Here is an 18,365-nt window from a genome sequence, read left to right as displayed (position 1 = left end):
TGGCACACCACGCCTCCTGGCACACATCGAAACGCCATTGTACCGATACGGTCGCGTACCGATACGTCAGCGTACCGGTACACTGGCGTATCGGTAGGCGTGGCCGGTCGGGCCGCCGCATCGAGGAGACGAGACATGACGGCGCGGGAACGGACGGACGAGCGGGCGTGCGGCCAGGTGGCGGCGCGCCGCTCCAAGATCACGCCCGAGCGGGAGCAGGAGTTCTACGACGCCGTCCTCGACCAGCTCCGCGCCTGCGGGTACGAGGCCGTGACCATGGAGGGCGTGGCCGCCCGCGCCAAGTGCAGCAAGTCCACGCTCTACCGCCAGTGGAAGACCAAGCCCCAGTTCGTGGCCGCCGCGCTGCGCGCCAACCGGTGCGTGCGCTTCGAGGGCATCGACACCGGCTCGCTCGCCGGTGACCTGCGTGCGGCGGCGTGCTCGGCCGCCGCCTGGAGCGAGCGGGACACCCTGCTCGTGCAGGCGCTCGGGCACGCGGTGCAGCAGGACGCGGACCTCCGGCGGGCGCTGCGCGAGGCCCTGGTGGAGCCCGAGCTGCGGGCGATCGAGGCGATGGTGCGGCGCGGGGTCGAGCGCGGCGAGATCCCCGAGGGGCACCCGGCGGCCGAGTTCATCGCGGCCCAGCTCATCGGCGTGCTGCGGGTCCGCCCGTTCCTGGACGGCGAGAACGCGGACGTGGCGTATCTGACGCGGTTCGTCGAGGCGGTGCTGCTGCCGGTGCTCGGCCTGGCCGACGCGCCCGCGCAGGACGCGCCGTCGGGTGCACCGGCGGCGGGCGCCCCCTAGAACGTGGGCCCGGGTCCGCGGGTTGGATGACCGGACCGGGGCCTGCTCGCGCCGCACCGTGGGGACGGGGTCGGCGCGCAACCCCCCGCCGGGCGGGCCGAGTTCGCTCGGCCCGCCCGGCCTTGTCAGGAGGCGGCGCCGGGCCTCGTCAGGGGCGGCGCCCGGGTCTGCCGCGACGGCGGCGCCCAAGTCTGTCCGGCCCCGCGAGGGCCCGGTGGCGTCACAGCGCGGCGGAGACGTCCCGCCCGGTCCGTGCGTACGGGCCCGCGCCCTGGTCGTTGACCTGCTGGCCGTCGCCGCCCGCGCCGCCGCGGGCCGCCTTGATGCCCTTGGCGATCCGGTCCATGGACGACAGGGGCGGCGCGTCGTCGTGGACGTCGATGCCGAAGCGGACCAGCACCAGGGTCGTGTCATCGGTGGGCGAGGTGAAGGCGAGTGACTGGACGTACCCGTCGGGGCCCTTGCGGGTGACGGCCTTCCAGCGGACCAGATAGCCCTTCTGCCCGGCGACGGTGACCGACCGGGACGCCAGTTCCTTGTGCGACTTCAGTGTGCCGCCGTAGATCGGGCCGCCGTACGATTCCTCGGCGTTCTTCTCGATGTCGGCCTTGGCCACGGCCTCGGGGCTGCTCCCGGTGACCTTCATGGCGCGGGCGGGCGCCGAGAACGCGCCGCCGCGGACGCAGGTCTTCGACGTCTCCCCGGGGCACGGGTACTTCCCGGTCGTCACGCTCGCGCCGACGCCGCCGCGGCCCGACTGGCCCTCCCAGCCGTCCGGCACGGGCACGCTGATCCCGCTCGCCCGGTCGGTCGCGTACCCCTCCTCGGACGGCGGGGCGTCGGACGGGCCGGGGGACGGCGAACCCTCCGGGTTCCCCGGGGACTTGTCGCCGCCGTCCCCGCTGTCGCCGTCGCTGTCGCCGTCGCCGTCGTCCGGGCCGGGCTTCACGGGCGCGGACGACGACGGGGACCCCGCGTCGTCGTCGCCGTCGTCGTCGGCGGTCAGCGCGTAGACCCCGCCGCCGATGCCCGCGAGCACCGCCACCGCCACGCCGACGCCTATCGCCGTCCGTATGCGGCGGCGCCGCGGATCGTGCGGCGGTGGCCCGGGGTACGGCGCGGGGAACGGTCCGGGGGGCGCGGGGGCGGCGCCCGGCGCGCGGACGTGGTCCGTCCACTTCGACCCGTCCCACCACCGCTCGGAGGGCGGGGCGCCGGGAGCCTGCCTGGGGTCGGGATACCAGCCGGGGGGAGTCGCGTGCGTCATGCGCGTCAGCGTATGGGCACCTCCTGAAATCCGGATGAGAGGGGCCGTCAACTCCTGCCCGGCCGCCGACTTCTTCCCGCCCGCGGATTCCTTCCCGACCCCCGACTCCCTTCCGGCCGCGGATTCCTTCCCGACCCTCTCCTTCTCGACCGTCGGCTCCTTCCCGGCCGCCCTCGCCGCGCGCCGCGTTCCGGCCGCCGCGCGGCGCTGCGGCCGGACCGTGCCGTCAGCCCCGGACGTGCCCGTCCACCACGAGCCGCGTGGGCGCCACGAAGTCCCCCGGGGCCTGTGGGCCGTGGGGCGCGAGGCCGGGCAGCCGCAGCCCCGCGCGCCCCGGCGTGATCGACCCGAGGACGCTCGCGTGCCGTGCGCCGGTGCTCGCCGGGACGGTGCCGGGCAGCCCGTGCGCCGTCAGGAAGCCGAGCACCGCGAACGCGTACGCCTCCTTCGCCGCCGACGGGAGCCCGAAGTCGTCGGAGCCCCGCACCGGCACCGCCGAGCCCAACTCGGCCCGCAGCATGGCCATGAGCGTCGGGTTCCGGATCCCGCCGCCGGAGGCGATCACCTCGCTGGCCTTCACCGCGCGCACCGCGTCGGCGACCGTCACCGCCGTCAGCCGGGTGAGCGTCGCCACGACGTCCTCCGCCGCCAGGTCCTCGAAACCGGCGAGGGCACGGCGTAGATACGGCAGGTGGAACAGCTCCTTGCCCGTCGTCTTCGGCGCGGGCAGCGCGTAGTACGGCTCGGCGAGCAGCCGCGCGAGCAGCTCGGGGTGCACGGCGCCGCGCGCCGCGAGCGCCCCGTCCCTGTCGTACGCGAGCGCCCCCTCGCGCCCCAGCGGCGTCAACTCCCGCACCGCCGCGTCGATCAGGGCGTTGGCGGGGCCGGTGTCGAACGCCGTGCCGTCCGGGGCGGTGATGTTGGCGATGCCGCCCAGGTTCAGCGCGACCGGGGCGCCCGGCCTGCCGCGCAGCCACATCTGGTCCACCAGGCTCACCAGGGGCGCGCCCTGACCGCCCGCCGCCACGTCCCGCGGCCGGAAGTCGGACACCACCGGCAGGCCCGTCGCCTCCGCGATCCACGCGGGCTGCCCGATCTGGAGCGTGCCGCGCACCGTGCCGTCCTCCACCCAGTGGAAGACGGTCTGCCCGTGCGAGGCGACCAGCTCCGCGGCGCCGTCGCACAGGTCGCGGTCAGCCTCCACGGCCGCACCGGCGAACGCCCGCCCGATCAGCGTGTCCAGGCGGCACACGTCGGCCAGCGTGGTGCTCGCCGGGGGCAGGGCGGCGGCGAGCGCCGCGCGCAGCGCCTCGTCGTACCCGCGGCTGATCAGGCCGAGCGGGGTCAGGACGAGCCGGTCGCCGTCGAGGGCGAGGTCGACGGCACCGGCGTCGATGGCGTCGTAGGAGGTGCCGGACATGAGGCCGATAACGCGCACGGGGGTCTCCTTCTGGCTGGCGGTGTACCCGGCACCGAGTCTCGGGGGCCGACGGGCCCGACCCCCACTATCCCGCCACGCTCCGGCGGGGCCGCACCGGGGCGGCCCCGCCGGAGCGCGGCTTGCCCTCAGGCGCCGGGCGGGCTTGAAACCCCGGCCCGTTGGAGGCACGGTGGCGCGCTCGGCCCTTCCCGCCCGAGAAGGAGCGGCGTGCCGAGCCCGGTGCGGGGACGCGCGTTACGGGATGACCCTGGCGCGCCAGGTGCCAGGGGTGCCCCACGCGCCGCGCAGGGCACGGGCCTTGCGGATCCACAGGGAGACGTCGGCCTCGGCCGCGTACCCCAGCGCCCCGTGCGACTGGAGCGCGGCCCGCGCGGCGCGGTACCCGGCCTCCCCGGCGGCCAGCTTGGCCGAGGCGAGATCCCCCAGGGGCCGTCCGCCTCCAGGGACACCGCGGCGCCGAACACCAGGGGACGGGCGAACTCAAGGCCCACCAGCACGTCCGCGAGGCGGTGCTTGACCGCCTGGAAGGAGCCGACGGGCACGCCGAACTGGGTCCGCTGCTTCACATACGCCACCGTGCGGTCCAAGAGCGCGTACCCGACGCCCAGGCACTGCGCGGCCGTGGCGAGCGCCGCCCACCGCAGGGCGTGCCGCGCCGCGTCGTCCGCCGCGGGGCCGGTGGCCAGGACCTCGCCGCCGGGCAGCGGGCGCGCGAGGCGCCGCGCGGGGTCGAGGGACGCCCGCGGCGGGCCGTGCCCGGGGGCCAGCCGCACGAGGCCGTCCCCGGCGGCGAGGACGTACGTCGCCGCGTCCGCGTCCAGCGCGTACGGACCCGTCTCGGCGAGCGCCACCGTGGCGCGCGCCTCGCCCGACACGAGCGACGGCAGCAGCCGCTTGGCCGCGTCGGGCTCGCCCCGCTCGGCGAGGCGGGAGAGCAGCGCCGCCGCCACCGCCGTCTCCACCAGCGGCCCCGGCACCGCGTGCCGACCCACCTCTACGAAGGCGACGGCCAGCTCTACGGGGAGCGGCCCCACCCCCTCGTACTCGGCGTCGGCGGCGAGCGCGAACACCCCGGTGGCCGCCAGGCGCCGCCACAGCGCCGCTCCCTGGGCTAGGTCCCCGTCGGCCCAGGCGCGCGCGGCGGCGGGGGCTTCAGCGGCCGTCAGCAGGGCGTCCAGGGACCGGGCGAACGCGCGCTGCTCGTCGTCCAGGAGGAACCTCATCCGCGGCGCCCCCTCGGCAGCCCGAGCAGGCGCTCGGCGATGATGTCGCGCTGGATCTCGTTCGTCCCCGCATAGATCGGACCGGCCAGCGAGAAGACGTACCCCTCCATCCAGTCCGCGCCCCCGGGGCCCGGGCCCGTCAACTCGCCGTCCGCGCCGAGCAGGTCGAGGGCCGTCTCGTGCGCCGCGATGTCGTACTCCGACCAGAACACCTTGGTGAGGCTGGAGTCCGCGCCGGGCGGACCGGGGGGCGCCTCGCCCGCCGCGCGGCGCGAGACGGCCGCCCAGGCGTGGAGCTGGTACGCGCGGGCGCCGGTCACCGCGTCGGCCACGCGGTCCCGCAGGGCCGTGTCCCGCGGGTCGCCGTGCGCGCGCCACAGCCGCACCAGCCTGTCGGCCGTCGCCAGGAAGCGGCCGGGGGAGCGCAGCGTCACACCGCGCTCGTCGCCCGTCGTCGCCATCGCGATCCGCCAGCCCTGGCCCGGCTCGCCGACCACGTCCTCGTCCGGCACGAACACCTCGTCCAGGAACAGCTCCGCGAACGCGGGCTTGCCGTCGAGGCGCCCGATGGGCCGCACGGTGACGCCGTCCGCGTCGAGCGGGAACATCACGTACGTCAGGCCCCGGTGCGGCCGGTCCGCCCCCGGGTCGCTGCGGAACAGGCCGAACGCGCGGTCGGCGAACGCCGCCCGCGACGACCACGTCTTCTGCCCGCTCAGCCGCCAACCGCCGGGCACCCGCCGCGCGGTGGACCGCAGCGCCGCCAGGTCGGACCCGGCCTCCGGCTCCGACCACGCCTGCGCCCAGACGACCTCGCCGCGCGCCATGGGCGGCAGGATGCGCGCCCGCTGCTCCGGGGTGCCGTGGGCGAGCAGCGTGGGCGCGAGCAGGCTGATGCCGTTCTGCGAGACGCGGCCCGGTGCCCCCGCCCGGTGGTACTCCTCCTCGAAGAGGAGCCACTGGACGAGGCCGACGCCCCGGCCCCCGTACTCCTCGGGCCAGGTGACGGCCGACCAGCGGTCCGCGGCGAGCTCGCGCTCCCACTCCCGGTGGGCGGCGAAGCCCGCCGCGGTCTCCAGGGACGGCAGCGGGGCGCGCGGCACGTGCGCGGCCAGCCAGGCGCGCGCCTGGCGCCTGAACTCCTCTTCCGCCGCCGTGAAGTCGAGATCCATGCGGGCGTCACCCCTCGAAGCTCTTCCCTAACAAGTGTTTGGTAGATTACCGTGGGTGAGGTGAGCCGTCGAGGGCGCGAGGGAGGCCCCATGAGCACGCCTGAGTACGTGCGCGGGCACGGCCTGCTCGCCGACCGCGCGGCCGTCGTCACTGCGGCCGCCGGGTCGGGCGTAGGCGGCGCCACCGCCCGCCGCCTCCTGGAGGAGGGCGCCCGCGTGGTCATCGGCGACGCCCACCCGCGGCGCACCAAGGAGGCTGTGGCGTGCCTGGCGGCCGAGTTCGGCCCCGACCGCGTCGACGGCACGGTGTGCGACGTCACGGACGAGCAGCAGGTGCGCGCCCTGTTCGACCTGGCGGAGCGCGCCCACGGCCGTCTGGACATCGTCGTGAACAACGCGGGCCTCGGCGGCACCTGCGAGCTGACGGACATGACCGACGACCAGTGGGCCACCGTCATCGACGTCACACTGACGGGCACGTTCCGCTGCACTCGCGCCGCCCTGCGCCGCCTGCGCGCCACGGGCCGCGGCGGAGTCATCGTGAACAACGCCTCGGTGCTCGGCTGGCGCGCCCAGGCGGGCCAGGGGCACTACGCCGCGGCGAAGGCGGGCGTCATGGCCCTCACGCGCTGCGCCGCCCTCGAAGCGGCACCCCACGGGATCCGGGTCAACGCGGTCGCGCCCAGCCTCGCCCTGCACCCCCACCTGGCCAGGGTCACCCCGCCGGGGCTGCTCGACGAACTGGCCGCGCGCGAGGCGTTCGGACGGCCCGCCGAGCCCTGGGAGATGGCCAACGTCATCGTCTTCCTGGCCAGCGACTACTCCTCGTACCTGACGGGCGAGACGGTCTCGGCCAGCAGCCAGCACCCGTAGCCGACAGCCATGGGCGGAGAATGGCCGTGTGCCGACACAGAGACAACAGCGACAGCAGCAGCCGGACACCGACGAGCGAACGCCCCCGGGCGGCGGCCGTGGGACTGCGAGGTCCGGCCGCGCAAAGCCCCCCGGCGGCGCGGCGGGGAACGCCCCGGGCGGCGCGGCGAAGAAGCCCGCCCGAGGGAGGAAGCAGCCCGTGACCCCGTCGGCGGAGCGCCGCGACGAACTGCTCAGGATCGCCGCGGACGTGTTCGCCGAGCAGGGGTACAACGCCACGACGGTCCGCAAGATCGCCGACGCCGCGGGCATGCTCGCCGGGAGCCTCTACTACCACTTCGACTCCAAGGAGTCGATGCTCGAAGAGATCCTGCGGACGTTCCTGACGGAGCTGTGGGACGGGTACGACGCGGTCCTCGCCGCGCCGCTCGGCCCCCGCGAGACCCTGGAGGCCCTTGTCACGGAGTCCTTCCGCGAGATCGACCGGCACCGGTCCGCCGTCGCGATCTACCAGAAGGAGTCCCGGCACCTGGTCGCCCAGACCCGGTTCGAGTACCTGGTGGAGTCCCAGCAGCGCTTCGAGAAGACCTGGCTCGCCACCCTCGAACGCGGCGTCGCCGAAGGCGTCTTCCGCGCCGACCTGGACATCCGGCTCGCCTACCGCTTCGTACGGGACACGGTCTGGGTCGCCGCGTCCTGGTATCGGCCGGGCGGCGGCCACAGCCCCGAGGAGATCGCCCGCCAGTACCTGTCGATGGTCCTGGACGGCCTCAGCGTCCGCGCCTAGGCGCCGTGCCCGCCGCGCCCGCCGTGCCCGCCGCGCCCGCCGTGCCCGCCGTGCGGCACCGTGAGGTCGCCCGGTCGTGGCACGCCGGTCGCGGCACCCCGGTCGCCGGTGCGCCGTCGGTCGCCGCCGGTAGCGCCCACGCGGCGGAGCCGCCACCGACACGGCCCGCGCCCCCGGGCGCCCCGCACCGCGGTCGTCCACCGCGACCGCCGACAGCCGCGACCCGCGCGCAGGCCGCCCGGCGTCGCCCGACACCCGAGGAGCACGCAGCCATGGCCGAGGCCTACATCGTCGAGGCGGTCCGCACCCCGGTGGGCAAGCGCGGCGGCGGCCTCGCCGCTGTCCACCCCGCCGACCTGGGCGCCCATGTGCTCACGGCGCTGATGGAGCGCAGCGGCGTGGACCCGGCCGCCGTCGACGACGTCGTCTTCGGCTGCCTCGACGCGGTCGGACCGCAGGCGGGCGACATCGCCCGCACGAGCTGGCTCGCCGCCGGACTGCCCGAGGAGGTGCCCGGCGTCACGGTCGACCGGCAGTGCGGATCCTCCCAGCAGGCCCTGCACTTCGCCGCCCAGGCCATCCTCTCCGGCACCCAGGACCTCGTGGTCGCGGGCGGCACGCAGAACATGTCGATGATCCCCATCGCCTTCGCCTCCCGCCGGGCCGCCGAGCCCCTCGGCCTCACCGAAGGGCCGTTCGCGGGCAGCACCGGCTGGCGCGCCCGCTACGGGGACCAGCCGGTCAACCAGTTCCACGGCGCCCAGCTCATCGCCGGGCGCTGGGGCATCTCCCGCGCGGACATGGAGGAGTTCGCGCTCCGCTCCCACCGGCGCGCGGTCCGCGCCGCCGACGAGGGCCGCTTCGACCGCGAACTCGTCGCCTGCGCCGACGTCACCGCGGACGAGGGCCCCCGCCGCGACACCACCCGCGCCAAGATGGCCGCCCTCAGGCCCGTCACGGACGGCGGCACCCTCACCGCCGCCTGCTCCTCCCAGGTCTCCGACGGCGCCGCCGCCCTGCTCATCGCCGGTGAACGGGCCGTGCGCGACCACGGGTTGACGCCCCGAGCCCGCGTCCACCACCTCTCCGCCCGCGGCGAGGACCCCATCCGGATGCTCTCCGCGCCCATACCGGCCACGGCCCGCGCTCTGAAGAAGACCGGCCTCACCCTGGACGACATCGACCTCGTCGAGATCAACGAGGCGTTCGCGCCAGTCGTCCTCGCCTGGCTGAAGGAGACCGGCGCCGACCCGGACAAGGTCAACGTGAACGGCGGCGCGATCGCTCTCGGTCACCCCCTCGGGGCCACCGGCGCCCGCCTGATGACGACCCTGCTGCACGAACTGGAGCGCACCGGAGGCCGGTTCGGCCTCCAGACCATGTGCGAAGGAGGCGGCCAGGCCAACGTCACCATCGTCGAACGCCTCTGACCTCCGCGGGACCCCGCCAACCGGAACCACCGGGCCCCGGTGGCCGCCTCTCGCACCGCCCGCCACCCCCCGCCGCACGGCCCTGGCATATGACAGCCTGTCACCCCTGGCGGGAGTGCCTTGCCGGTCCGCCCACCCTGACCGCTCCGACCCGGCTAGTCTCAAGTTCTGTACGTCGATTGAGCGACCCCGGGAGGTAGCGCGATGACGCAGGGACGGCCCGGAGGCGGCGCCTGGGCCCCGCTGTGGGAGCGCGACGACGAGATCGCCGCGGCCGAGCGCGCGGTGGCAGGTCTGTGCTCGGACATGACGACCGAAGGCGGCCTGCTCGTCTTCAGCGGAGAGGCCGGAATCGGCAAGACCGCGCTGCTGTCCGCAGTGCGCCGCATCGCCGACGGCCGGGCCACCGTGTGGTCCGCCCGCGGCGGCGAGACCGTCACGTCCGTTCCGTACAACGTCGTTCGCCAACTGCTCCAGCCCGCGCTCGTCGCCCTCTCCCCCGAAGAGGTCCGCGAGTACCTGGGCGACTGGCACGAGATCGCGGGCCCCGCGCTCGGGATAACGGAACCGGGCAGCGGCCGCCCCGACCCGCAGGCCGTGTGCGACGGCCTCGTCTCCGTCGTCGCCCGCCTCGCCCACGTGCACTGGCCGCTGGTGCTGCTCGTCGACGACGCGCACTGGGTCGACCAGGAGACGCTGCGCTGGCTCGCCGCGTTCGCCGAGCGCCTCGACGAGGTGCCCGTCCTCGTCGTGGTCGCCCACCGGCCCGGCGAGGCGACCGGCGAAAGCGCCCGCTACCTGGAGCGGATCGGCGCCGCGGCCCACCCCTCGCCCCCGCTGCGCGCCCTCACCCCGGACGCCACCGCGGGACTGACCCGCGCCACCCTCGGCGAGCACGCCGACGCCCCGTTCTGCCGCGAGGTATGGGCGGTCACCGGCGGCAACCCCTACGAATCCGTGGAACTCCTCGCCAAGGTCCAGGACAGCGAGCTGGAACCCGTCGAGTCCTCCGCGGCCGAGCTGCGCGACCTGAACCGCTCGGCGCGCGGCCGCGGCCTCGTCGCCCGCCTGGAGGAACTCGGCACGGACGCCACCCGCTTCGCCTGGGCCGCGGCGATCCTCGGCTCCGAGATCTCCGTCGAACTCGCCGCGTCCCTCGCCGGAATGCCCCGCGACGCGGCCGAGCGGTGCGCGGAGCGGCTGTCCCTGGCCCGCATCCTCACCAGCGGCGACGCGGGCCTCGAGTTCGTGCACCCGCTGATCGCCACCGCCGTCTACACCTCCATCCCGGCCGCCACCCGCACCGCCATGCACGGGCGCGCCGCCTGGGCCGTCACCCGCTCCGGCCGCGGCGCCGCCGCGGCCTCCCGGCACCTGCTGGAGGTCCACCCGGACGACGACCCCGAACTCGTCGGGCAGCTGCGCGAAGCGGCCACTGAGCACCTCGCCGTCGGCGCGCCCGACGCGGCCCGCCGCTGCCTGGAGCGGGCCCTGCGCGAGCCGCCCCGGCCCGGCGTGCACGCCCTGGTCCTCTACGAACTGGGCTGCGCCACACTGCTCACCTCGCCCGCCACCACCATCGGGCACCTGCGCGAGGCCCTGTCCCGCGGCGGCCTCAGCCAGGAGCTGCGCGTCGACGCCGTCTGCCGCCTCTCCCAGGCCCTCGTGCACAACGACCAGCTCGGCGAGGGCCTGCGCGTCATCACCGAGGAGGCCGCCCGGCTCGAACCGGGCCCCGCACGGCTGCGGCTCCAGGCCGTGCACTTCATGTGGGAGGGCATCCACGCGGGCGAGGAGGACTCACCCGGCCGCTCCCGGCGCCTGGCCGCGCTCGCCGACCCGCTGACCGGACGTGACAACGCCGAGCGGGCGATGCTCATCCTGCGCGCCTTCGACGCGATGACCCGGGGCGAGAACGCCGAGGTGGTCGTGGAGCTGTGCGACCGCGCCCTCGTCAACGGCCGCCTCGCGCCCGGCCTCGGCTGGACCGACGCCGAGTGGAGCTTCGAGCTGCGCCTGATGCTCGGCAGCGCCTACGCCTTCGCCGACCGGCTCGACCGCGCCGAGAGCCTGTTCACCGAGGCCGTGCGGGCGTACGAGACCGCGGGCTGGACCGGCGGCCACCTGGCGCTCGCCCACGCCTTCCTCGGCTATGTGTACCGCAGGCGCGGACGCCTCAGGGACGCCGAGAACTCGCTGCGCGAGAGCCTGCGGCTCGCCGACCGCGTGGGCCAGGGCCGACTTCCGATGCACTGGGAGGTGGCCAGCATGCTCATCGACACGCTGCTCGCCCGCGGCCACGCCGAACAGGCCAGGTCCGTCGCCGACCGCTACGGCTTCGCCCCGCCGTCCGCCTCCACGATCTACGTCCCCGACGCCATGTCGGTGCGCGGACGCCTGCTGCTCGCGCTCGGCGACCGCGAGGCGGGCCTCAACGAACTGGAGTCCGCCGCCAAGGTGCTGACGGCCCGCGGCCAGTACAACACGGTGCTCGCGCCCTGGGCGTACGACCTCGCGCGGGCCCTCGCCGACGAGGATCCGCGGCGCGCCGCCGACCTCGTCGCCGACGCCCGCGTGCAGGCCGAGCGGTTCGGCACGGACACCGCGATCGGCGAGGCCCTGCGCTGCGAGGCCGCGCTGGCCTCGGGCCAGCGCGCCACCGTCCTGTACGGCAAGGCCGCGGCCTATCTGGAGGAATCGCCGTGCGCGTACGAACACGCCCTCGCGCGGGTCGAGTACGGGGTCGCCTCGGGCAGCGTGGACGAGCTGGAACGGGGGCTGGCGCTGGCGCGCAGCTGCGGAGCGGATGGGCTGGCCGCCCGGGCTGAGCGGTTCCTGGCCGGGGTCTAGTCCTTGGTGACCCGGGGTCCGGGGCGCCGCCTGCGGGGGCCGAGCCCCGGGCCCCCGTCTTTCGGCGCTCCGCGCCTCGTCCTCAAGCGCCGGACGGGCTGGAATTCCCTCGGCGTGCGCTGTCACGGCGCGGTGCCGTGTCACGGTGCGGCGCTGCGTCACGGTGCGGTGCCGTTCTGGATGCCCCGCAATCCGGCCAGGACTTCCTCCGCCTCCCTCACCATCCGCGTGATGAGTTCCGCGCACGACGGGAGATCATCCAGTACCGCCGCCACCTGGCCCGCGGCCATGACCCCGCGGTCCGGGTCGCCGTCGACCATCGCTGACTTGAGCAGCCGGGGCGTGTTCGCCGCCAGGAGGGTCTGGGGCCAGGTCAGGGACTTGGCGGCCCTCAACGCGCGGCCCTCTCGCAGCAGTTGGGGCCAGGTCAGGCCGGACGCGCGGCGGTGGGCGCGGGCGTGGCGGGCGGCCATGAGCAGGGAGGCGAGGGGGCCCGAGCGCTCCAGGGACGCCACCAGGGGCGTGCGGAGCATGCGGTGGGGGAGGCCGTCCACGCGCGTGGTGAGCGTGATGTCCCGGGCCGTCGCCGCCAGGTAGCGGGCCTTCACCGCGTCCGGGACGGGGGAGTCGGACGTGAGCAGGAAGCGGGTGCCCATGGCGACGCCCGCGGCGCCGTAGGCCAGGGCCGCGACCAGGCCGCGGCCGTCGTGGAAGCCGCCCGCCGCGATCACCGGGATGTCCACGGCGTCCACGACCTGGGGGAGCAGCACGGTCGTGGCGACGTCACCGGTGTGGCCGCCGCCCTCGCCGCCCTGGACGAGGACCGCGTCCGCGCCCCACGCGGCGACCTTCTCCGCGTGCCGCCGCGCGCCCACGGAGGGGATCACCACGACCCCGGCGTCCTTCAACGCGGCCATCAGGGACGGGGAGGGGGCGAGCGCGAAGGACGCCACGCGGACGCCCTCGTCGACGACCAGCCGGACCCGGTCGGGCGCGTCCGCCGCGTCGGCGCGCAGGTTCACGCCGAACGGGGCGTCCGTGCGCGCCCGCACCTCTCTGATCGCGGCGCGGAGCTGGGGCAGCGTCATCGTGGCGGACGCCAGGACGCCGAGCCCGCCCGCGTTCGCCGTCGCCGACACCAGGCGGGGGCCCGCGACCCAGCCCATGCCGGTCTGCACGACCGGGTGGCGCACCCCGAGGAGCCGGGTCAACGGGGTGCTGAGGGACGGCTCCGACGACGCGAGCGACCCTGGTGACCCGGGCGGCCCGGGTGACCCGGGAGACGCGGGCGGCAGGGGCGTCATGGCCGCACCTCCCGCTCGCGCAGGCCCGCGGGATCCAGGACCTCGCGGATCAGGCGCAGCTCCTCGGCGGTGGGCGCGCGCGTGGGCCCGAGCGCGGGGGACACCGCCAGGTCGAAGGCCGTCGCCGCGCGGACCTCGGCCACGCTCACCCCGGGGTGCACCGACACCAGGCGCAGCGTGCGGTCGGGGCCCTCGAAGTCGAAGACGCCGAGCTGCGACACCACGCGGCGCAGCTCGTGGAAGCGGGTCGCCGACGGGCCCGCCGCGGCCGCGCTGTCGTACCCGACACCGCTGATCATGTCGACCTTCTCGACGAACACGCGGGGGCCGTGCCTCGGGATCCAGTAGCTGACCGGGTTGTTCGCCGTGTTCACCGGGGCGCCGCGGGAGCCGAGGAGCTGGCGGGTGGGGCGGTGCCAGTCGCCGACGCACGAGATGTTCTGGTTGCCGAAGCGGTCGAGCTGGCTCGCGCCCATCATCACGTGTCTGCGCCCGCCCATCGCCATCGTCAGATGGCGGCGGTACGGCAGCCAGCCCTCCGTCACCGCCGAGGGCGCCCCGACAGCAGGAACGTCGCCCATCAGGAGGGCCTCGCCGTCCGTGAGCAGCAGGTCCGGCGCGAACGTCAGCTTCGCCAGGCGGGCGGCCACCGTCGGCAGCGTGCCCATCGGCGCGGCCAGGATCTCGCCGTCGCCCCGCCACGCCTCGGCGCAGGCCACGACGCAGTACTCGGCGCGGGTCGCGGCACCGGGCCGTGCCGCGGGCGGTGCCGTGGGCCGGGTGGTCATCGCCGCTCCTCGTGCCAGGCCGTGACGGCCGACCGGTAGTCCTTCTCGTCGCCGGAGAGGAAGCGGTCGTGGAACGCCGCCCAGGCCGAGGGGTCGGCGGCCGCGGTGGCGTACTCCCGTTGGAAGGGCTCGTCGCGGCCGTAGTCCGGCGCGCAGGACGTGAAGTGCGCGCCGTGCGGCGTCTCGGTGACGCCCGCCACCGCGTGGCGGGAGACCAGCAGCGTCTGGGGGGCCGCGTTCCGCGTGAGATCGACGGTGTCCACGATCCGCTCGCACGACACGTACGCCGCGTCGGCGGCCTCGCAGAACAGGTCGTCGACGTACGGATCGGGGCCCAGGTACTGGCCGTTGCCCAGGCGGTCCGCGCGGTTCAGGTGCACCAGGGCCGCGTCCAGGCGCAGTGGTGGGACGGCCACCAGCTCCTCCCCGTCGTCATACGGCGATCTGACCGTGCGCAGGCGGGGGTTGACGCGCAGCACGTCCGAGCCGAGGCCCGCGCGGATCGGCAGGAACGGCAGGCGCTGCGCGGCGGCCGTGAGCCCCTGGAGGAACATCGCCTCGTCCAGCTCGACCAGGTCGAGCGCACCCCGCTCGCGCGCCGACCGGAAGTGCGGCTCCAGGGGGATCGAGTCGAGCGTCACGAACGGCGCGACCAGCGTCCGCACGCGCCCGGCGGCGGCGAGCAGGCCGACATCCGGGCCGCCGCACGAGACCACCGTCAGATCGGTCACCGGCGAGCGCAGCAGCGCCCGCACCAGGGCCATCGGCTTGCGGCGCGCGCCCCAGCCGCCGATGCCGAGCGTCATCCCGCTCTCCAGGCACCCCACGACCTCGTCGGGCGTCATGACCTTGTCGCTCACGCCGCGCCCCCTCCGTCGCGCACGCCCGTGCCGTCCGCCGCGGGGCCGCCCGCTCCGAACCCGGCGCGGACGCGGTCCGCCACGCCGCTCAGGCCCGCCTCGAAGGTGAAGCCCTGCTCGAAGCGGTAGCTGCGGCGGACGTCGACCGGGTCGATGCCGTTGAGCGCGGCCTTCGCCAGGCGCAGCAGCGCCCCGTCCTTGCGGGCTATCTCACGGGCCAGCTCCAGGGCCGCCGCACGCAGCTCGGGGCGCGGGACCACGCGCCACACCGAGCCGTGCGCGTGCAGCTCGGCGGCCGTGGCCGTGCGCGACGTGTAGTACAGCGCGCGCATCAGGTGCTGGGGGACCAGGCGGGACAGGTGCGTGGCCGCGCCCAGGGCGCCGCGGTCCAGCTCCGGGAGGCCGAACGTGGCGTCGGCGCTCGCCACGATCGCGTCCGCGTTGCCCACGAGGCCGATGCCGCCGCCCAGGCAGAAGCCCTGCACGGCGGCGACCACCGGGACCTCGCACTCGTACACCGCGGCGAAGGCGCTGGCGCAGCCGTGGTTGGCGTCGAGCAGCGCCCTGCCGTCCCGGGCGCGCTGGAGCTCCTTGAGGTCCACGCCCGCGTTGAACCCCCGGCCCTCGGCGGCCAGGACCACGCACCGCACGCCCGGGTCGCGCCCGGCCGCGCGCACGGCCTCAGCGAGGTCGAACCAGCCTCGCGCGGGCAGCGCGTTCACCGGGGCGTAGTCCACGGTGACCACGGCCACGCCCCCGTCCGGGGAGGAAGTGGAGACAGGCATCAGCTCATCCGCTACCTTTCAACCCAGCGCCTTCAACCAAACATTTGTTAGTCACTCGGAAGGTAGCAGCCATGACTGACAACCGACAGGTGGTCGTCGTCACCGGCGGCACCCGCGGCGTCGGCGCGGGCATCGCCCGGGGCTTCCTCGCGGCCGGGGCCCACGTCGTCGTCTGCGCCCGCAGGCCGCCCGGCGCGCCCGTCGAAGTGCTTGGCGCCACCGCCGAGTTCCGCGCCGTCGACCTGCGCGACGCGGACGCCGCCCGGGACGTGCTCACCGGCGTCGCCGCGGACCACGGGCGGCTGGACGTCCTGGTGAACAACGCGGGCGGCACCCCCTTCGGCCTGCTCGCCGAGTCGTCCGCGCGCCGCCAGGCCAAGATCGTGGAGCTGAACCTGCTCGCCCCGCTGTACGCCTCCCTCGCCGCCCACGAGGTGATGTGCCGTCAGGCGGACGGCGGCGGCATCGTGATGATCGGCAGCGTCAGCGGCACCCGCCCCTCACCCGGCTCCGGGGCGTACGGCGCGGCCAAGGCGGGCCTGGAGAACCTGGCGCGCACCATGGCCGTCGAGTGGGCCCCGCGCGTGCGCGTGAACACGGTCGTCCTCGGCCTCGTCCGCACCGAGAGCGCCCCTCTGCACTACGGGGACGAGGACGGCGTCCGGGCCGTGGCCCGCACCATCCCGCTCGGCCGCCTCGCCGAGCCCGCGGACGCGGCCGACGCCTGCGTCTTCCTCGCCTCCCCGGCCGCGCGCTACATCAGCGGCGCGTCCCTGCACCTGCACGGCGGCGGTGAGCGCCCCGCGTTCCTGGACGCCGCGACCGTGAACCACTGACGCGCACCACCGAGCGAAGGAGCCGGGTATGCGAAGGAGTCGCGCATGACCGCCGTCGAGTCGCGTAAGGCCGCCGCCGAACGGGGCATCTGCGCGGGCCGCGTCGTGATCGTCACCGGCGCGGGCCGGGGCCTCGGCCGCGCCCACGCCCGCGCGTTCGCCGCCGAGGGGGCCAGGGTCGTCGTCAATGACCTCGGGGTGGCCGCCGACGGTTCGGGCGTCTCCGGCGGGCCCGCGCAGGACGTCGTCGAGGAGATCCGCGCCGCGGGCGGCGACGCGGTCGCCCACCGTGGTGACGTCGCCACCGCCGAGGGTGCCGCCTCCCTCGTCCACGCCGCCCTGGAGACGTACGGACGCCTGGACGCGCTCGTCAACAACGCGGGGTTCCTGCGCGACCGCATGCTCGTCAACCTGGACGAGGACGACTGGGACGCGGTCGTGCGCGTCCACCTCAAGGGGCACTTCCTGCCCCTGAAGCACGCGGCCGCGCACTGGCGGGCCGAGGCCAAGGCGGGCCGCCCGCCGCACGCGTGCGTGGTCAACACCAGCTCCGGAGCGGGGCTCCTCGGCAGCGTCGGCCAGGGCAACTACTGCGCCGCCAAGGCGGGCGTCCTCGGGCTCACCCTGGTGGCCGCCGCCGAACTCGCCTCCTACGGAGTGCGGGTGAACGCCATCGCGCCCGCCGCCCGCACCCGGATGACCGAGACGACGTTCGCCGACGCGATGGCCGCCCCCGAAGAGGGCGGTTTCGACGCCATGGCCCCGGAGAACGTGTCCCCGCTGGTCGTGTGGCTCGGCTCCACCGCGTCGGCCTCCGTGACCGGCCGGGTCTTCGCCGTGGAGGGCGGCCGGGTCACCGTCATGGAGGGGTGGCGGCCGGGCCCCAGCGACGACTGCGGAGCCCGGCGCACCCCCGCGTCCGCGGGGGAGGCGGCCCTGAAGCTGCTGGCGCGGGCGGAGGCGCCGCAGGCGGTGTACGGGGCGCGGTGAGCGGCCCCGGAGCCCCGTACGGAGTGGTCATCCGCCGTACGGGTCGCGCAGGTGCTGGCGCAGGGCCGTGCCCACGGGCTCGGGGCGTTCCGCCGGGGCCAGGTGGGAGGCCCCCGGCACCTCGACCACCGTGACCTCCCCCGCCACCCCTTCGGCGATCTCCCGGCCGTGCTCCGGAGGCGTGGCCGGGTCCTCCAGGCCGGTCACCACCAGCGTGGGCGCCGTGATCGCGGACAGCGACTCCCGGAGGTCGAACGCGGCCAGCGCGTCGCAGCACGCGGCGTACGCGGCCGCGTCGGCGCCGCGGTGGTCCGCCACGAGGCGCGGCACGGTGAAGCCGGGCGTGAACCAGCGCTCGGGCGCGGTCCTCGCCAGCTCGGCGAGGCCCTCACGGCGTACGAGAGCCGCCCGTTGCCGCCAGGGCCCGGCCCCGCCGAAGTGGGCCGATGAGCACACGACGGCGAGCCGCGCGATCCGCTCCGGGTGGTGCGCCGCGAGGTGCAGCCCGATCGCCCCGCCCAAGGAGACCCCCGCGTACCCGAAGCGATCGGCGCCGAGCCGGTCCGCGAGCTCCAGGACGAGCGCGGCGAGGTCGGCGACGGTCGCCCCCGCGGCGATGAGCCCGGGCGACGAGCCGCCGTGCCCGGGGAGGTCGTACCGGATGACCCGGTGCCGCCCGGCCACGTGCGGCACCACCCCGTCCCACAGCGCGGCGGAGGTTCCGAGGGACGGCCCGAGGATCAGCGGGCTGCCCGCGCCGGGCCCGTCCTCGCGGTGATGGAGGCGCGCGGGATGGGGCTCGGGACGGTCGGTCCGTGCGGTCACTGTCGCTCCAGGGAGTTCTGTGTCTCTAGAGGGGCGGGGGCGTCTCGGGAGGGACGGAGGTCCCTTCGGAGAGACAGGGGTGCCTTCGGAGGGGCGGGGTGTCTCCGGAGGGGCGGGGGGTGTCTCC

The 18,365-nt window shown here is 75.8% G+C and carries 14 protein-coding genes and 2 pseudogenes; 7 read left to right on the top strand and 9 right to left on the bottom strand.

All coding sequences use genetic code 11. The features are described 5' to 3' along the window. The first annotated feature begins 135 nt into the window (after positions 1-135). A complete protein-coding gene (locus tag ACOBQU_RS06925; protein ID WP_423625009.1) occupies positions 136-807 on the top strand; it encodes a TetR/AcrR family transcriptional regulator in 672 nt (223 codons plus the stop codon). 220 nt (positions 808-1,027) lie between these two features. On the opposite strand, the gene ACOBQU_RS06920 is transcribed toward ACOBQU_RS06925, so the two are convergent. From ACOBQU_RS06920 to ACOBQU_RS06905, 4 genes and pseudogenes are all read right to left on the bottom strand, one after another. Beyond that, positions 1,028-2,074, bottom strand: coding sequence for a DUF2510 domain-containing protein (locus ACOBQU_RS06920; protein ID WP_423625008.1), 1,047 nt, complete (start codon positions 2,072-2,074; stop codon positions 1,028-1,030). 226 nt (positions 2,075-2,300) lie between these two features. Continuing rightward, a complete protein-coding gene (locus ACOBQU_RS06915; protein ID WP_423625007.1) occupies positions 2,301-3,512 on the bottom strand; it encodes an anhydro-N-acetylmuramic acid kinase in 1,212 nt (403 codons plus the stop codon). Between the two features lie 237 nt (positions 3,513-3,749). Continuing rightward, positions 3,750-4,738 (bottom strand): annotated as a pseudogene (locus ACOBQU_RS06910) (acyl-CoA dehydrogenase family protein). After that, complete coding sequence (locus ACOBQU_RS06905; protein WP_423625006.1) at positions 4,735-5,910, bottom strand: acyl-CoA dehydrogenase family protein; 1,176 nt, start codon at positions 5,908-5,910, stop codon at positions 4,735-4,737. The pseudogene ACOBQU_RS06910 and the gene ACOBQU_RS06905 overlap by 4 nt, the downstream one beginning before the upstream one ends. A gap of 90 nt (positions 5,911-6,000) precedes the next feature. On the opposite strand from ACOBQU_RS06905, the gene ACOBQU_RS06900 reads away from it, so the two are divergent. From ACOBQU_RS06900 to ACOBQU_RS06885, 4 genes are all read left to right on the top strand, one after another. Beyond that, positions 6,001-6,783: an SDR family oxidoreductase gene (locus ACOBQU_RS06900; protein ID WP_423625005.1), complete on the top strand. Its 783-nt coding sequence runs from the start codon at positions 6,001-6,003 to the stop codon at positions 6,781-6,783. A 199-nt stretch (positions 6,784-6,982) separates the two neighbouring features. Next, entirely contained in the window at positions 6,983-7,570 is a 588-nt protein-coding gene (locus tag ACOBQU_RS06895; RefSeq protein ID WP_423625004.1) for a TetR/AcrR family transcriptional regulator, read from the top strand. 272 nt (positions 7,571-7,842) lie between these two features. Continuing rightward, positions 7,843-9,000, top strand: a complete 1,158-nt coding sequence (locus ACOBQU_RS06890; protein WP_423625003.1) for an acetyl-CoA C-acetyltransferase — start codon at positions 7,843-7,845, stop codon at positions 8,998-9,000. A gap of 204 nt (positions 9,001-9,204) precedes the next feature. Next, on the top strand, positions 9,205-11,850 hold the full coding sequence (locus tag ACOBQU_RS06885; protein WP_423625002.1) for an ATP-binding protein: 2,646 nt from the start codon (positions 9,205-9,207) through the stop codon (positions 11,848-11,850). A 158-nt stretch (positions 11,851-12,008) separates the two neighbouring features. Here ACOBQU_RS06885 and ACOBQU_RS06880 read toward each other — a convergent pair whose 3' ends face one another. The 4 genes from ACOBQU_RS06880 to ACOBQU_RS06865 are packed head-to-tail and all read right to left on the bottom strand — an operon-like array spanning position 12,009 to position 15,587. Beyond that, positions 12,009-13,154 carry an NAD(P)H-dependent flavin oxidoreductase gene (locus tag ACOBQU_RS06880; protein WP_423625001.1) on the bottom strand — a complete coding sequence of 382 codons (1,146 nt, stop codon included), beginning with the start codon at positions 13,152-13,154 and terminating at the stop codon, positions 12,009-12,011. Beyond that, complete coding sequence (locus tag ACOBQU_RS06875) at positions 13,151-13,942, bottom strand: CoA-transferase subunit beta (protein ID WP_423625000.1); 792 nt, start codon at positions 13,940-13,942, stop codon at positions 13,151-13,153. The genes ACOBQU_RS06880 and ACOBQU_RS06875 overlap by 4 nt, the downstream gene beginning before the upstream one ends. Then, positions 13,939-14,787: a CoA transferase subunit A gene (locus ACOBQU_RS06870; protein ID WP_423634302.1), complete on the bottom strand. Its 849-nt coding sequence runs from the start codon at positions 14,785-14,787 to the stop codon at positions 13,939-13,941. The genes ACOBQU_RS06875 and ACOBQU_RS06870 overlap by 4 nt, the downstream gene beginning before the upstream one ends. 11 nt (positions 14,788-14,798) lie before the next feature. Then, positions 14,799-15,587, bottom strand: a complete 789-nt coding sequence (locus ACOBQU_RS06865; RefSeq protein ID WP_423624999.1) for an enoyl-CoA hydratase family protein — start codon at positions 15,585-15,587, stop codon at positions 14,799-14,801. Between the two features lie 71 nt (positions 15,588-15,658). Here ACOBQU_RS06865 and ACOBQU_RS06860 point away from each other — a divergent pair, with 71 nt between their 5' ends. Beyond that, positions 15,659-16,423 (top strand): SDR family oxidoreductase, encoded by a 765-nt coding sequence (locus ACOBQU_RS06860; RefSeq protein ID WP_423624998.1) that lies wholly within the window; start codon positions 15,659-15,661, stop codon positions 16,421-16,423. Positions 16,424-16,468: 45 nt separating this feature from the next. After that, positions 16,469-17,413 (top strand): SDR family oxidoreductase, encoded by a 945-nt coding sequence (locus ACOBQU_RS06855; protein WP_423624997.1) that lies wholly within the window; start codon positions 16,469-16,471, stop codon positions 17,411-17,413. A 51-nt stretch (positions 17,414-17,464) separates the two neighbouring features. On the opposite strand, the pseudogene ACOBQU_RS06850 reads toward ACOBQU_RS06855, so the two are convergent. Continuing rightward, positions 17,465-18,238, bottom strand: a pseudogene (locus ACOBQU_RS06850) (alpha/beta fold hydrolase); the annotation flags it as partial. Between the last annotated feature and the right edge of the window lie 127 nt (positions 18,239-18,365).

It is taken from the genome of Streptomyces sp. G45, from assembly GCF_049542095.1.
Taxonomy (GTDB): Bacteria; Actinomycetota; Actinomycetes; order Streptomycetales; family Streptomycetaceae; genus Streptomyces.
Note: the sequence above shows the minus strand (reverse complement) of the source record. Positions and strands in the feature narration are given on the sequence as shown.

Coding starts and splice junctions, on each gene's coding strand:
- ACOBQU_RS06880 (WP_423625001.1), bottom strand. CDS start 13,154: ATGACGCCCCTGCCGCCCGCGTCTCCCGGGTCACCCGGGCCGCCCGGG.
- ACOBQU_RS06870 (WP_423634302.1), bottom strand. CDS start 14,787: ATGACGCCCGACGAGGTCGTGGGGTGCCTGGAGAGCGGGATGACGCTC.
- ACOBQU_RS06900 (WP_423625005.1), top strand. CDS start 6,001: ATGAGCACGCCTGAGTACGTGCGCGGGCACGGCCTGCTCGCCGACCGC.
- ACOBQU_RS06865 (WP_423624999.1), bottom strand. CDS start 15,587: ATGCCTGTCTCCACTTCCTCCCCGGACGGGGGCGTGGCCGTGGTCACC.
- ACOBQU_RS06905 (WP_423625006.1), bottom strand. CDS start 5,910: ATGGATCTCGACTTCACGGCGGCGGAAGAGGAGTTCAGGCGCCAGGCG.
- ACOBQU_RS06855 (WP_423624997.1), top strand. CDS start 16,469: ATGACCGCCGTCGAGTCGCGTAAGGCCGCCGCCGAACGGGGCATCTGC.
- ACOBQU_RS06890 (WP_423625003.1), top strand. CDS start 7,843: ATGGCCGAGGCCTACATCGTCGAGGCGGTCCGCACCCCGGTGGGCAAG.
- ACOBQU_RS06925 (WP_423625009.1), top strand. CDS start 136: ATGACGGCGCGGGAACGGACGGACGAGCGGGCGTGCGGCCAGGTGGCG.
- ACOBQU_RS06860 (WP_423624998.1), top strand. CDS start 15,659: ATGACTGACAACCGACAGGTGGTCGTCGTCACCGGCGGCACCCGCGGC.
- ACOBQU_RS06875 (WP_423625000.1), bottom strand. CDS start 13,942: ATGACCACCCGGCCCACGGCACCGCCCGCGGCACGGCCCGGTGCCGCG.
- ACOBQU_RS06885 (WP_423625002.1), top strand. CDS start 9,205: ATGACGCAGGGACGGCCCGGAGGCGGCGCCTGGGCCCCGCTGTGGGAG.
- ACOBQU_RS06920 (WP_423625008.1), bottom strand. CDS start 2,074: ATGACGCACGCGACTCCCCCCGGCTGGTATCCCGACCCCAGGCAGGCT.